The organism is Jiella soli, assembly GCF_020615385.1.
Classification (GTDB): Bacteria; Pseudomonadota; Alphaproteobacteria; order Rhizobiales; family Rhizobiaceae; genus VKMB-3413.
Map to the genome: position 1 here is coordinate 240,636 of NZ_JAJAVB010000025.1, position 13,348 is coordinate 253,983.

Consider the following 13,348-nt stretch of genomic DNA (forward strand, 5'->3'; position numbering starts at 1 on the left):
AGTCTCCCTATGGCGCGAAGCGCCGGCCGGCCATCCGGCGGATCAGGCGGGGGCAATACGAGTCGCCACACCCGAAGCACCGTTTGGCGCGCCGCGAGGCTCTCGGCTGGCCCTCGGACATTGAGCCCGTACGCTGCGTTACTGGCAAGTCGGCAATTGCGCCGGTCCGGCGGCGGCCGGACCGGCAAAGGCGCGCAAGCCGGGGCGCCGAGGACGCATCGCGCCCCGGCTCCCGAACCCCTCACTTCGGGAAGCTGGAGACGTCGCAGCCCGAATCTTCGACCGAGAGGAAGGCCTCCTTGCCCGGCACGACCGAGACCTGCTTGTAGACGTCCCAAGGATCCTTCGACTCCTCCGGCGTCTTCACCTGGAAGAGGTACATGTCGTAGACCATGCTGCCGTTTTCCTGGACCGTGCCGTTCTTGGCGAAGAGGTCCTTCACCGGCATTTCGTGCAGCTTCTTGGCGACCGGCTCGGTGGCGTCGGTGCCGGCTTCCTTCACCGCCTTCAGATATTGCAGCACCGCCGAATAGGTGCCGGCCTGGATCATGTTCGGCATGCGGCCGGTCTTTTCCATGAAGCGCTTGGCGAAGGCGCGGTTCTCGTCGTCCTGGTCCCAGTACCAGCCCTCGGTGAGGTTCAGACCCTGCGCCGCCTCGACGCCGAGGCCGTGGACTTCGGCGAGGGTGAAGAGCAGCGCGGCGAGCTTCTGCCCGCCCTGGGTGATGCCGAACTCGGCGGCCTGCTTGATCGCATTGGCCGTGTCGAGGCCGGCATTGGCGAGGCCGATCACCTTGGCGCCGGAAGACTGCGCCTGCAGGAGGAAGGAGGAGAAGTCGTTGGTCGACAGCGGATGCTTGACGTCGCCGAGCACCTTGCCGCCATTCGCCTTGACGAAGCTCGCGGTCTGGTCCTCCAGCGAATAGCCGAAGGCGTAGTCGGCGGTCAGGAAGAACCAGGTGTCGCCGCCGGCCTTGACAAGCGCGCCGCCTGTGCCGACCGCCAGCGCATGGGTGTCGTAGGCCCAGTGGAAGCCGTAGGGGCTGCACTGCTTGCCGGTCAGATCCGTCGTCGCCGCGCCGGTGACGATGTCGATCTTCTTCTTCTCCTTGGAAAGGCCCTGCACGGCCAGCGCCACCGAGGAGGTGGTCAGTTCCATGATCGCGTCGACGTTCTGGGTGTCGTACCACTCGCGGGCGATGTTGGAGGCGATGTCCGGCTTGTTCTGGTGGTCGGCGTCGATGATCTCGATCGGCTTGCCCAGAACCGTGCCGCCGAAGTCCTCGGCCGCCATCTTGGCGGCTTCCACCGACCATTTGCCGCCGAAGTCGGCATAGACGCCGGACTGGTCGTTCAGGATGCCGATCTTGACGACGTCGTCGGAAACCTCCTGCGCCTGCGATGCCACGGGATAAAGGGCTGCCGCCGCGACGCCCGCGGCGCACAGGATTTTGTTCAAACGCATGAATCACTCCTCCCAAAGGTCGATGCGGCCTTGCTTGTCCTCCCGCAGGGCCGCACGATCGGCTGCGATGTGAGACCGCCGGCCCGGACCTGTCAAGCGAAGGGCCATGAAACCTTCGTCGGTGGTGACGCGCGCTGGCGCGGCGCGCGATCGCGGTTGCCCGGCAGCATCTTATCGCCCGCATCGGCCCTCCTGGCCGGGGATTTGCCGCGAAAGCGGTTGTTCAGTTCTCGGCCCGAGCGCACGTCCTCTTCGTCATGGGACCATGGACGCTCGCCATTCAGCCAGCGTTGAAGACGCGAGACGGCGACATGGCGGTTGATGTCGTAGCGCGGGTCGCGAATCCGGGCCCGCCGGGCGAGTCGGGCCGCCTCGGCTGCAAGCCGGGACCGCAGGTGCTCGCGGGCCGCCTCCGGCAGGCGCAGCGGGTCGTCTGCGGCCACCGCCGCGTCGATCTGGCGCGCATCGGCGCCGAATCGCAGGAGAAGCCCGCGCAGCTCCAGCCGCGACAGCCCTGCGGCGTCGGCCGCGCGGCGCGCCTCGGCGTTGCGCTTCGCCTCGGCGGAAAGACGGCGAAGAAGCGGGGCGAGGCTGGCGGGTGACATCATGGGCTGGCTCCGAAAGACATCGCAGGAGCCTGGGCCGGATGGAGAGGGGAGGGGATAAATTCCTTGCGGACTCCGCCGAAGGCAGTCAGACCAAAGCCTTCGCTCTCGGTTCTGGAGGGAGTGGGCGTGAGTCAGAGATAGGAAGATATTCACATACTGATCTGATCGGGCTATCACCGGAGTTATCGTCCAGTGTCAGAGGTTCCCGTCATGCATATCGCATCAGTTGCAGGCCCCGACGCCGCCCGGGGGAGGTCAGGCGCCGATTCCCTGCCGAGAAGCACGACCAAACTCCTCTCGCCGAAGTCGGGCGAGGCGGGCGGGCGCCGCGGCACGACACGCCTTGCCTGCCGCCTGTCGCGCGAAATCGCCAGCGCCTTCTTCGACATCCCGCTCGCCGAGATCGAGCGGCCGAACCGGGCGGTCGTCCCGGTCTGCGACGCGCGCCACGTCGCGATCTATCTCGCCCATGTGGTCTTCCAGATCTCGCTCAACGCCATGGCCGGAGAGTTCGGCCGCGATCGCACGACGGTCGCCCATGCGGTCCGCCGCATCGAGGACCGCCGGGACGATGCCGCCTTCGATGCGTTGCTCGGCCGTCTGGAACGTCTGGCGCATGCAGTGCATGCCGCCATGCAGCGCGAGGCGGCGGAAGCGAAGGATGGCGGCGGCCAGGCCGTCCGGAGGGACGTGTGATGGTGGCGGCGGGCCCGGGTTTCGATCTCGACGAATCGCCTTTGACGCGGCTTGCCAGCCGCCGCGGGCGGGGCGGCACGCCGTTTTTGAGCGAGGCGGAGGCGATGGCGGGCGAGCGCCTGCGCGTCGATTTCACGCGAGGCAATCTGACGCCGTCGGTCAGCCAGCGCTGGGACGGCGAGCCACGGCAGGCCGGCTCGCGCGCCGGTGCGCGGGCCGGGGCCGGCGACCTCTCCGATTCCGCGATCGACGCGCGCCGGCGCGTATCGGATGCGATGACGGTGGTCGGGCCGGAGCTATCCGGCGTCCTCCTTGACGTCTGCTGCTTCCTGAAAGGGCTGGAGACCGTGGAGCGCGAGCGCCAGTGGCCGGCGCGCTCGGCCAAGCTGATGCTGAAGGCCGGCCTCGGCATGCTCTCGCGGCATTACGGCTTCGCGTCGGTCGCGGCGCCGGGCGGCGCGTCGCGGATCAGGCGCTGGCGCGACGAGGATGCGCGCCCGACGATCGGCGGACGGTCGTGAGGGGAGCCGGCTGTCGGGGCGGCGACCGTGTGGGGCGGGGACGCGCCCGGTTCGTCAACGTCAGGCGGTGGCGAGGGCCTGCCGGGCGTCGTCCTTGATCCGGTTGACCATGGAGCGCAGGCCGTTGGAGCGCTGCGGGGTCAGGTGATCCTGCAGGCCGAGCCGCGTAAACGCCGCCTCGGCGTCGATATCGAGGATTTCCGGCGCCGCGCGGCCGGAGAACAGGGCGAGCGCAATGGCGACGAGGCCGCGGACGATATGGGCGTCGGATTCGCCGCGGAACGTCAGATGCGGCGGGCTTGCGGCATCATGCTCGCTGGTCAGCCAGACCTGGCTGACGCAGCCGCGCACCTTGTTCGCGTCGGACAGATCGTCCGCCGGCATGTCGGGCAGCGTCCGGCCGAGCTCGATGAGATAGCGGTAGCGATCTTCCCAGTCGTCGAGAAGTTCGAAATCGGCCTCGATCTCTTCGATCGTCTGCATCCCGTCTCCGCCCGGATACGTGTTCCTCTGCCGGCTCTTCGCTGGCCGCTGCGCCTTCCTCGGCACTCGTCCCGATATAGGAAAGCCGGGGCAAAATGTCAGGTGCGCGGAGCCGGCTGCGGGATCGGCAGGTTCGCGGGCGGAACCGTTGACGGGGGCATTGGTGCCTTCGGGGCGGGCCGGTCTCCGATAAGGCTCGGCATCGCCATGAGAAGCGCCTGTCCGACGGCTCCGGTCATGGTCGGATCCGGATCCGAGGGCGCGGCGCCCGCCTTTGCCCGGTCTTCCAACGGGCGGGCCCGGACCGCCGCCTCGATGATCGCCGCGCCCGGAATCACAACAGCACTCGGGATCGCAGCAGGGACCGTCTCGCTCGCCTTCGCCGCATGGGCTCCGGCGGCTGCCGGATGCATGGCCGCAACGCGGCCGCCCGGCGCGGCCGTCTGGGCGTGCCGCGGTTCGGCCGTCTGTGGCCCGTCGACCATGCTGTAGGCGAGGGAGAGTCCGTCGCCGACCCGCTCCCCGGCGAACCGCATCAGGCTGCCGCCGGCATTGCAGGCCGCGGGCGCGCGCTCGCAGAAGCCCGACAGGTCGGAGATCGCGGCTTGCGCCCCGGCGAGCGTCCCGAAGACGTCGAGGCCTCCGTCGGCGTTGCCGTCGCCGCCCGAATGGCTCGGCAGGACCATCGCGGCAAGACCCAGAAAGAACGCCGACTTCACGAAGAATCGTATCATGTTCCCCGCTCCCGATGCGCGGTGGGGTCGTGCCCACCGACGAGGCCGGATCGCTTCGTCCGGCTTGCCGCGACCATGGCAGACGGATCGAAAGGTCACGTTGAAACTGTGAGCCAAATTTAGCGCGAATTCGAACGATTCGGAGGCCCGACCGGTGGGGAGGGTTAACGGCCCAAAGGAGAGCGGGGTCTGGTGAAACCGTTAACCATGACGGCAAAGGTTCGGCTCCCATATCGCCGGATTTCCGGGGGATCGGCGATTGGATCGGGCCGCATCTCTCCCCTGCTTATGGCTTCCTTAAACCAGCCGCCCCATCATCGCTTCCAAAGGCCGAAGCCGTCGTTGGCGACCGGCTGCGTGGCGTGAGTTTCGAGTGTTGGAATGGACAGAGTGATGGAAGGAGAGCGAGGCCGGCCATCGGCATGCGCCGGCGCCATCCGGTCCCTGCCGAGGCATCTCGACGCCTTCGTCTCGCCCGCCGTGACGGAGCCCGCCGAGCGCGGGCTGCATGCGGCCGCGATCGGAGGCCTCGTCGGAATCGGTCTTGCCGCGGCCCTGGCCTATCCGAGCCTCGTCATCCTCGGTGCTCCGGCGATCATGGCGGCCTTCCCGCTGGTGCTGGCCGGCCTGGCGCTGGGCACGGCCTGGCTCGTGGCGGCCACCGGCGCGCTCGACCAGGTGCTCTGGCTCGCCGGGACGGTTCTGTTCGGCGTGCTTTCGGCCGGAGCTCTCTTCGACGGGGCGGTTCTCGCGCTGATTCTGCCCGTGCTCGTCATCCTGCCGGCTGAGGCGCTCCTCCTGTCGCGCCGACGGCTTGCGGCCGCTCTCGCCGCCTCGGCGCTCGCCGCTGCGGGAGCGGCGATTGCCCTTGCCGATGGTCCGCTCGATCTCGGCCTCGCCCATCTCCTGCCGCTCGCGGCGATGCTCGCCTATGCGGCGCGGATCCTGCGCCATCGCGGGGCGCACACTCCGTTCTCCGCCGCCTCGCCCGTGGCGGTCCGCCAGCGCGCTCTGGCCGATTTCTGCGGCGCGGCTCTGGTCCTTCTCGACGGGCGCGGGCGCATCCTCTCGGCCTCGGCTGCCGCGAGCGCCATGCTGGGGATGCGCGACGAGGATAATACGGGCACGCTCTTTGCCGAATGCGTCCATGTCGCCGACCGCGTCGAGGTCCTGCGGGCGCTGGGCGAAGCGGTGCGGCTCCAGCCGCAGCGCCGGATCGCCGCCCGGCTCGGCGGGCCGGGCGCCGGTCATCGCCAGGTGGTGCTGACGATCGGGCCGGAGCCGGCGGCAAACCCGCCGGGCATGGTCTTCGTCGCGATCGCGGTGCCGGAGGTCGCGGCCGGCCAGGCGGAGGCGCTCGAGGCCGCGCTCGACGCCGCCAATCATGCTTCGGCCGCCAAGAGCCAGTTCCTCGCCGCGATGAGCCATGAGCTTCGCACGCCGCTCAACGCCATCATCGGCTTTTCCGACATCCTCGACCAGGAGTTCTTCGGCGGCTTCGAGAGTGCAAGGCAGAAGGAATATGTCGGGCTGATCCGCCAGTCGGGCCAGCACCTCCTGTCCGTCGTCAACACGCTGCTCGACGTCTCCAAGATCGAGGCCGGCCGCTACGAGCTCTCACCCGAACCCTTCCGGCTTGCCGAGGCGGTGACGGAGGCCGGCGAGCTGATGCGCGACGAGGCGCAGCGCAAGGGGCTGAGGATCGACATCCGCAGCGCCTGCGGGGACGCCATGCTGGTTGCCGACCGCCGCGCGCTGCAGCAGGTCCTCCTCAACCTTCTCTCCAACGCGGTGAAGTTCACCGACGACGGCATCGTCACCGTGGAGTCGCGTGTCGATGGCGAGGTGATCGAACTCGACGTCAGCGATACCGGCATCGGCATCGCCGAGGACGACCTGAAGCGGCTGGGTCAGCCTTTCGTCCAGGTTTCGACCGGGACCGCCCGGCGCTATCCGGGCACCGGCCTCGGCCTGTCGCTGGTCAAGGGACTGGTCGAACTGCATGGCGGGACCGTGACGGTGACGAGCGACCCGGGGATCGGTACAATGGTGAGCGTCAGGCTGCCGCGCGACGGCCGGCCGGCGCCCGCCACACCCAGTAGCAGCCAGGAAAATATCATAGCGTTCAGCGATGTCCGGACAAAGACGACCAACCAAACGCAAGCCCATGAAACGCGCCGCTCGGCCTAGCCCCGCCTTCCGCGCCGTGGCGCTGGCCGGGCGCGGTGCGGCCCTGGCGGGTCGCGGCGCACGGGCCGGCGGCCTCGTTTTGGCGCGACGGCCGATCCTGTCGGCAGGGCTGACGGCCTTCGTCGTGCTGTTCGGCAGCGTCGCGGCGAATGCGCTCTACGGCCAGCATGCGCGCCACAACAATCCGATCCTGATAACGCGCGGACCGGCGACCGGCAGCCAGCTCGCCGCGCGCCAGCCTGGGCCATCCGGCGTCCAGCCGGTTCCGCTCGTGCGCGAAGTGCAGGAAGCGCTCGCCGGCAAGGGCTATTATTCCGCGGCGATCGACGGCCTGCCTGGCAAGGCGACCTCCGACGCGATCCGTGCCTTCCAGGCGGCGAACGGCCTTGCCGTCGACGGCGCGCCGACGCCTCTGCTCCTGTCGCAGCTGCGACAGCTCTCGGGCAGCGCGCCGTCGCCCTCGCCGCGGCCGGATCCGCGCCAGACGGCCTCCATCTCGGAGCGCATGCACGTCCCTGCGGCCAAGGCGCCGGACAATTCGACCGATCAGGCGGAACCTGGTGAGGTCGAGGAGCGGTTCGCCGAACTCAGCCAGGGCGAGCTGGTGAAGAAGATCCAGACGGCGCTGACCAATGCGCAGGTGGCAAAGCTCCAGGCCGACGGAATCCCGGGCGAGAAGACCCGTGCGGCGATCCGGACCTTTCAGGCGCTGGAGGGAATGAAGGTCACCGGCGAACCCGATGCCGAGCTTCTGGAGCATCTCGCCGAGGTCGGGATCGTCCATTAGGGCGTGGACGTGGCGTTCACGCGAAGGAAGACCGGGCATGCGGATCACCAGCGACCTCTTCGTCGCACAGCTCGTGCGGCGGCTCTTTGCGGCCGGCGACTTCGCCGCCGTGGTGCGCCGCGGGGCGGAGGCTGCCGGCGCGATCTTCGTCGTCGCAAGGGGCCGGAGCGGCGAGATCACGCTCTTCGGTCCCGCCGTCCAGAGCCTCTCGGCCGAGACGGGCGGCCGGCAGTTCATGCGCGAGCGGGCCGAGGACGAGGCCGCGCTCGAAAAGCGGTTCGAGAGCGAGGCGCGCTTCGATCCGGACTTCTGGGTCGTCGAGATCGAGACCGAGCGGCCGGCGGACTTCCTCGACATCGTCGAGGAGGAATAGGCGGCAGGCGAGGGAAGAGCCCCGCCACGGCTCGGAGCGGCCGTCGGCGCCCGGGGAGGCGCTAGAGGCCGAGCACCAGCTTGGCCGCGATCGACCACATCGTCACGCCGACCACGAATTCCAGCACCCGCCAGGACGACGCCTTGGCAAAGAGCGGCCGCAGGAGCGCGGAGCCGTAGCCGAGGGAGAAGAAGAAGAGGAATGACGCGGTCATCGCGCCGAGCGCGAAGGCCGGCGCCTGACCCGGAAAGCGCGTCGAGATCGTCCCGATCAGGACGACGGTATCAAGATAGACATGCGGATTGAGCCAGGTGAGCGCGAGGCACATGAGAAGCGTCCGCCTCGCGCTGTTCGGCACGGATTCGGCCGGCATGAGCACCTCGCTCGACGACAGCGCGGCGATGAAGCTGCGGGCGCCGTACCAGAGAAGGAAGGCGGCGCCGGCATAGCGCAGCGCCGGATCGAGCATCGGAAAGCGGTCGATGACCACGCTGAAGCCGCCGACGCCGGCGAGAATCAGGATCGCGTCGGACAGCGCGCAGGTCAGGCATACCAACAGGAGATGTTCGCCGCGCAGACCCTGGCGCAGGACGAAGGCGTTCTGCGCACCGATCGCCAGAATGAGGCCAAGCCCGACCGCGAGGCCCGTCGCAAAGGCTTCGGTCATGTCGCGTATCCGTCCCGATGCTGCAAGGGGGGAGAGCGCGATCTAGCCGAGCCGCCGGGGACTGTCGAGGCCGGCGCCGCCGCCTCCCGCCGGCCCGCCGCTCGCCGGCCGCGCGTCACCGGGAGCCGCGCTGCCGATCAGGTGCCGCTGGCGCGAAGGGTTCCGCCGCTCTGGCGCATTCGGTCGGCGACCGCTCGCAGACTTGCGGCAAGGCCGGTGCTTTCGCTTTCCCGGCACAGCGTACCGAAATCCTCGTCCAGCACCCGCATCACATTCACGGCGGGCTGCGGCCTGGAGAACAGGAAACCCTGGATCTGGTCGCAGCGCCGTGCCGCCAGGATCTGCAGCTGCTCCTCCGTCTCGACGCCCTCGGCGACGATGGCGAGGTTCAGTGCCCGGCCGAGGTCCATCACCGCCTCGGCGATGGCAAGCGAGCTCGTGTCGAGGGCGAGATTGCTGATGAAGCTGCGATCGATCTTGATCGAATCGAAGGGGAAGGTCCTGAGATAGCTGAGCGAGGAATAGCCGGTGCCGAAATCGTCGAGCGCGAGGCCGATGCCTTGGCGCTTCAGGGCGCGCAGGATGGAGAGAGCCCGGTCGCGGTCCTCGACCAGTATGCTCTCGGTCAGTTCGAGTTCCAGCCGGCCGGGTTCGAAGCCGATCTCCGCCAGGATCGACAGGACGCTGTCGACGAAGTTGCGGCTGCGCAGCTGATAGGCGCTGACATTGACGCTGATCCTGGAGCCGCCGAGATGTTCCAGCGACTGCCGACAGGCCTCGCGCAGCACCCATTCGCCGATCTCGACGATCTTGCCGGCCTGCTCGGCGATCGGGATGAAGACCACGGGGCTGATGCGGCCGCGCACCGGGTGGTTCCAGCGCACCAGCGCCTCGTAGCTGGCGATGGTCGCGCTGCGGATGTCGATGCGCGGCTGGAATTCGAGGCTGAGTTCGCCGCGGCTCGCGGCCTGGCCGAGATCGGCTTCCAGCTCGCGGCGCAGCCTCAGCTCGGCGTCCATGCCCGTCTCGAAGCCCGAGAAGGTGTTCCGGCCGCTCCGCTTGGCATGGTAGAGCGCCACGTCGGCGCGTGAGATCACGAGTTCCGGGTCGCGGCCGTCTCGCGGCGCCAGCGCGTAGCCGACACTTGCGCCCGGGCGCAATCGCACGCCGTTGCCGACGTCGACCGGCTCGCCCAGGAGGCTGACGATCCGGAAGGCAAGATCGGCGACCTGATTGGCGAAGGCGATGTCGGTGAGGATCACGGCGAATTCGTCGCCGCCGAGCCGTGCGACATGGCCGCCATCGCCCAGCAGCGTCCGCAGTCTGTCGGCCGCTGTGCGGATGACGATGTCGCCGGCGGGGTGGCCGTAGAGGTCGTTGATGTCCTTGAAGCGGTCGAGATCGATCGACAGGAGCGCGGCCATGCGGTCGCCCGACTGAAGGGCGGACAGGGTCTCTTCGAGCCGCCGCTGGAAGAGCAGCCGGTTCGGCAGTTGGGTCAGCGGATCGTGGAGTGCGGTGAAGCGCAGCCGTTCCTCGGCGGCCTTGCGCTCGCGAAGATCGACGAAGGCGCTGACGCGAGTCTCGACGCCGCGGAAGATGATGGTGCGCGAGCGCAGCTCGACGGGAATGAGTGTGCCGTCGGTATGCCGTAGCGAGACCTCGTGGACGCTCGTTTCTCCGGTTGCGAGCTTGTCGGTCAGGCCGGCTCGATCCTCGACGGCCACGAGTTCGCCGAGTGCGGTCTTTCCGACCTTTGCGCTCGGCATTCCGACGAGCCGCGTGAAGGCGGCATTCGCGTCGACGATAACGCCGTCGACCGTGACCGCGATCCCCTCGAAGGCGGCGTTCGCCAAGGCGGAGAGCCGCTCGGCCTCCTGCGAGGCCGAGTGAACCTCCACCTGGGCGCGCCTGGCGATCTCCGAACCCTCCACCCGGTCGAGAAAGGCGTTGAACAGCCGGGTTACGCGCTCGGATTCGTCGCCGGTCTCCACCGGGATGCGATGCGACAGGTCGGCCCGCCCGGCGATGATCTGGTCGAGCGCAGTCTCCATCGTGCCGAGGCCGAGACTGGTCTGGTGCTCGCACTGGTTCAGGCCGCGCTCTTCGTCCTGCGGGCTCACGCGGATCGGCCGGATCCGGTCGGCGATGCGAAAGAAGGCATAGGCGATCGGGAAGCACCAGAGGAAATTGACGCCGGCGCCCGCCGCCTGGACGGCGAGCTGTTCGAGGCGGCTGCCGGCGCTGAGAAGATCCGCAGGGGCAAGCAGGGCAAGGCCGAGGGTTCCGACGATCCCGGAAAAGCCGTGGCAGCCGATCGCGCCGACCGCATCGTCGATCCGGCAGCGCTTCTCGATGAAGCCGTTGCCCCAGATCGCCGCGGCGCCGCCGGCGCAGCCGATCGCCAGCGCACCTGAGCCGTTGAGGATGTGGCACCCCGCGGTGACCGCGACGAGACCGCCGATGACGCCGCAGATCGGCTTTTCCGGCAGGACCACTTCGTCCTGCCAAAGCCCCAGGAGATAGCCGACGACGCCGCCTGCGCCAGCGGCGAGCACCGTGTTGGCGACGATATGGGCGATAGCGGGAGAGGCGACGATGGTCGAGCCGCCGTTGAACCCGATCCAGCCGACGAAGATGATCATGGTGCCGGCCATGGCGAGGACCGCGGAATGGCCGGGAATGCGGCGCACGCTGCCGTCCGGTCCAAAGCGCCCGAGGCGGGGGCCGAGCACCAGGCAGGCGGCGAGCGAAACCCAGGCGCCGGTCGAGTGGACGACGGTCGAGCCGGCGAAATCGATGAAGCCGAGATTGGCGAGGAAGGCCGACTGGCTGTGCGCCAGGCCGTTACCCCAGGCCCAGTGGACGAAGACCGGGTAGATCAGCGCCGAGACCAGCACCGAGGAGGCGACGTAGACCGCCAGCCGCAAGCGCTCGGCGGCCGCGCCGGACACGATGGTCGCGGCCGTGCCGCAGAACATCACCTGGAAGGCGAAGAAGGCGTATTCGCGGGAGCTCACATCGTGAAGAAAGGTGAGGCGCGGCTCGAAGCCCACGCCGAAGCCGGAATCGGGGCCGAATGCGAGGCTGAAGCCAATCGCCGCGAAGGCGACGATCGAAAACAGCAGATCGAGGAGGTTCTTCTGTGCGACGTTGATCGAGTTCTTCGAACGTACCAGGCCCGCCTCCAGCAGCAGGAACCCGACCTGCATCAGGAGCACGAGCGCCGCAGACATCAGCAGCCAGACGAATTCATCGCCGTTCGGCAAGGCGGTCTCGCTCGCCATTGCCTTGGCCGGCAGGCATGCGAGGATGACGACGAGGAGGGAGACGCAGGCTGAACGCATTCTGACACCAACTGCAGATACGCAGTATCAGAATGCAACTTTATTAATGTTACCTGAAATTCTGTCGACCCGGCATATTCAACGGGTCGGCCGCGCGCCGTCGAGCGGCAACGGGTTTCACCGTTTGTCCGCTCCTGCCGCCGCGACCTGCTCTCGCTCCCGGCCGCAGGGGAAAAAGGGGCGCAAGCTTGGCGACAGGCTTCTGGCCTTTCCTGACGGTACGGCATCGCGGAAAGCCCGGTCCTACCGACGGCAGTTTCCGCTGAACTCCGGGAGGCGACATGATGTTCGACTACTCACCGAAGCGTCTGGAGGATCCCCAACTCGTCCTAGACGTCGTACAGGCACTTCTGGATTCCGGCTATGACCGGACCACGATCGAGGAAGCCCTCATCCGCCAGGCGCCGGTCGATCTCGATCTTCTCGCCGAATGCTATGAAAAGCTGACCAACACGCTGGAACGGGTCTACGAACTCGACATGGAAAGAGCCGCCTGAGGCGGAAACCATGGCTCGATCGCCGCTCGGTTTGTCCGGCCGATGGGACGTCGGGCTCTGAACCGAGGTCACGGCCTCCGGAGAACTCTTTGTCGTGGCATCGGGTCCGGAACCAGCCGTGATTCCTTTCGGTCCGATACTCGGCAATCCGACTCCGGCAACTTCGTCCCAAAGTATCCAACTCTGGTCCAGACACAGATGTTCTCCATGACTTCGAAGGTGGGGCCGTGCCGCCAGATTCCGGCCTGACATCTGCCTGCGTTAGGTGGATGCAGCCCGCTCGCCAAGCCGGCAGTGTTGCCTGAGGCTCGCGGATATCGGGCATGGGCAGGCGCCTAAGCTCGGGCGAAGTCGTCCGCGACATCTGCCGCGCTGTCCCCCCGGATCCGTCCGGCCTTGCGCCTGCTAACCGAACAGTAACCAAGCTCCGATATCACTGTTCTCGACGCCAACAGCGTCGCGAGCCCGGCAAAGGTACTGCGTTCCGGGCGCCCGCGGCGGCGCGTTCAACACAAAACCGCGCCCGGATACCGGCGCGGTTTTGGCGCTTCTTCGAAGATTGGCGACGGCGCTTCGGGTGCGGGATCCCCTGCAGAGGGAACGCCCGTCCAAGCGGCGTCACACGGTCAAGCCGCCAGGGGAAGGACGTTCTCCACTTCGCGCGCCTCGAACGGCTTGTTGATCTGCGGAATGGCGCCAAAGCTCTCCGGCAGACGGTCGAGACTGCTGGAGACGAAGCAGAACGGCACCTGGTCACGAAGAAGGCGCTGGGCGAGCGGTAGCGAAGTCTCTTCCGGGCATCCGAGATTGATATCCAGAAGCGCGAAATCGACACCCTCATCGAGCATCTGAAAAGCTTCGAGCAGATTTGACGCGAGAAGCACCTCGGCCTTCGAGCGATTCTGGACGATTTCCTCCAGATCGAGAGCGATGATCGGCTCGTCTTCCACGATGAGTATCTTCATGACACTGACCCTTCT

12 protein-coding genes and 1 pseudogene are annotated in these 13,348 nt (G+C 67.8%); 6 read left to right on the plus strand and 7 right to left on the minus strand.

All coding sequences use genetic code 11. The features are described 5' to 3' along the window. Positions 1–241 precede the first annotated feature (241 nt). A complete protein-coding gene (locus LH400_RS15575) occupies positions 242–1,450 on the minus strand; it encodes an ABC transporter substrate-binding protein (protein WP_370638423.1) in 1,209 nt (402 codons plus the stop codon). A 107-nt stretch (positions 1,451–1,557) separates the two neighbouring features. Further along, complete coding sequence (locus tag LH400_RS15580) at positions 1,558–2,073, minus strand: hypothetical protein (RefSeq protein ID WP_229153662.1); 516 nt, start codon at positions 2,071–2,073, stop codon at positions 1,558–1,560. A 210-nt stretch (positions 2,074–2,283) separates the two neighbouring features. On the opposite strand from LH400_RS15580, the gene LH400_RS15585 reads away from it, so the two are divergent. Further along, positions 2,284–2,769: a helix-turn-helix domain-containing protein gene (locus LH400_RS15585; RefSeq protein ID WP_229153663.1), complete on the plus strand. Its 486-nt coding sequence runs from the start codon at positions 2,284–2,286 to the stop codon at positions 2,767–2,769. 32 nt (positions 2,770–2,801) lie between these two features. Next, positions 2,802–3,290, plus strand: a pseudogene (locus LH400_RS15590) (DUF6456 domain-containing protein); the annotation flags it as partial. A 60-nt stretch (positions 3,291–3,350) separates the two neighbouring features. Here the strand turns inward: LH400_RS15590 and LH400_RS15595 are convergent. Further along, on the minus strand, positions 3,351–3,773 hold the full coding sequence (locus LH400_RS15595) for a SufE family protein (protein WP_229153667.1): 423 nt from the start codon (positions 3,771–3,773) through the stop codon (positions 3,351–3,353). A 98-nt stretch (positions 3,774–3,871) separates the two neighbouring features. Next, entirely contained in the window at positions 3,872–4,507 is a 636-nt protein-coding gene (locus LH400_RS15600) for a DUF5330 domain-containing protein (protein ID WP_229153669.1), read from the minus strand. 393 nt (positions 4,508–4,900) lie between these two features. Between LH400_RS15600 and LH400_RS15605 the strand changes: the two genes are divergently transcribed. The 3 genes from LH400_RS15605 to LH400_RS15615 are packed head-to-tail and all read left to right on the plus strand — an operon-like array spanning position 4,901 to position 7,857. Next, entirely contained in the window at positions 4,901–6,697 is a 1,797-nt protein-coding gene (locus LH400_RS15605; protein ID WP_229153671.1) for a sensor histidine kinase, read from the plus strand. Then, a complete protein-coding gene (locus LH400_RS15610) occupies positions 6,675–7,484 on the plus strand; it encodes a peptidoglycan-binding domain-containing protein (RefSeq protein ID WP_229153673.1) in 810 nt (269 codons plus the stop codon). Before LH400_RS15605 ends, LH400_RS15610 begins: the two co-directional genes overlap by 23 nt. Positions 7,485–7,521: 37 nt before the next feature. After that, on the plus strand, positions 7,522–7,857 hold the full coding sequence (locus tag LH400_RS15615) for a DUF1491 family protein (RefSeq protein WP_229153674.1): 336 nt from the start codon (positions 7,522–7,524) through the stop codon (positions 7,855–7,857). Between the two features lie 61 nt (positions 7,858–7,918). Here LH400_RS15615 and LH400_RS15620 read toward each other — a convergent pair whose 3' ends face one another. After that, positions 7,919–8,524 carry a LysE/ArgO family amino acid transporter gene (locus LH400_RS15620; RefSeq protein ID WP_229153676.1) on the minus strand — a complete coding sequence of 202 codons (606 nt, stop codon included), beginning with the start codon at positions 8,522–8,524 and terminating at the stop codon, positions 7,919–7,921. Between the two features lie 137 nt (positions 8,525–8,661). Continuing rightward, positions 8,662–11,871 (minus strand): EAL domain-containing protein, encoded by a 3,210-nt coding sequence (locus LH400_RS15625; protein ID WP_229153678.1) that lies wholly within the window; start codon positions 11,869–11,871, stop codon positions 8,662–8,664. 281 nt (positions 11,872–12,152) lie between these two features. Between LH400_RS15625 and LH400_RS15630 the strand changes: the two genes are divergently transcribed. Next, complete coding sequence (locus LH400_RS15630) at positions 12,153–12,368, plus strand: hypothetical protein (RefSeq protein ID WP_229153680.1); 216 nt, start codon at positions 12,153–12,155, stop codon at positions 12,366–12,368. A 626-nt stretch (positions 12,369–12,994) separates the two neighbouring features. Here the strand turns inward: LH400_RS15630 and LH400_RS15635 are convergent. Then, positions 12,995–13,333, minus strand: a complete 339-nt coding sequence (locus tag LH400_RS15635) for a response regulator (RefSeq protein WP_229153682.1) — start codon at positions 13,331–13,333, stop codon at positions 12,995–12,997. Between the last annotated feature and the right edge of the window lie 15 nt (positions 13,334–13,348).

Coding starts and splice junctions, on each gene's coding strand:
- LH400_RS15580 (WP_229153662.1), bottom strand. CDS start 2,073: ATGATGTCACCCGCCAGCCTCGCCCCGCTTCTTCGCCGTCTTTCCGCC.
- LH400_RS15585 (WP_229153663.1), top strand. CDS start 2,284: ATGCATATCGCATCAGTTGCAGGCCCCGACGCCGCCCGGGGGAGGTCA.
- LH400_RS15595 (WP_229153667.1), bottom strand. CDS start 3,773: ATGCAGACGATCGAAGAGATCGAGGCCGATTTCGAACTTCTCGACGAC.
- LH400_RS15600 (WP_229153669.1), bottom strand. CDS start 4,507: ATGATACGATTCTTCGTGAAGTCGGCGTTCTTTCTGGGTCTTGCCGCG.
- LH400_RS15605 (WP_229153671.1), top strand. CDS start 4,901: ATGGAAGGAGAGCGAGGCCGGCCATCGGCATGCGCCGGCGCCATCCGG.
- LH400_RS15610 (WP_229153673.1), top strand. CDS start 6,675: ATGAAACGCGCCGCTCGGCCTAGCCCCGCCTTCCGCGCCGTGGCGCTG.
- LH400_RS15615 (WP_229153674.1), top strand. CDS start 7,522: ATGCGGATCACCAGCGACCTCTTCGTCGCACAGCTCGTGCGGCGGCTC.
- LH400_RS15620 (WP_229153676.1), bottom strand. CDS start 8,524: ATGACCGAAGCCTTTGCGACGGGCCTCGCGGTCGGGCTTGGCCTCATT.
- LH400_RS15625 (WP_229153678.1), bottom strand. CDS start 11,871: ATGCGTTCAGCCTGCGTCTCCCTCCTCGTCGTCATCCTCGCATGCCTG.
- LH400_RS15630 (WP_229153680.1), top strand. CDS start 12,153: ATGATGTTCGACTACTCACCGAAGCGTCTGGAGGATCCCCAACTCGTC.
- LH400_RS15635 (WP_229153682.1), bottom strand. CDS start 13,333: ATGAAGATACTCATCGTGGAAGACGAGCCGATCATCGCTCTCGATCTG.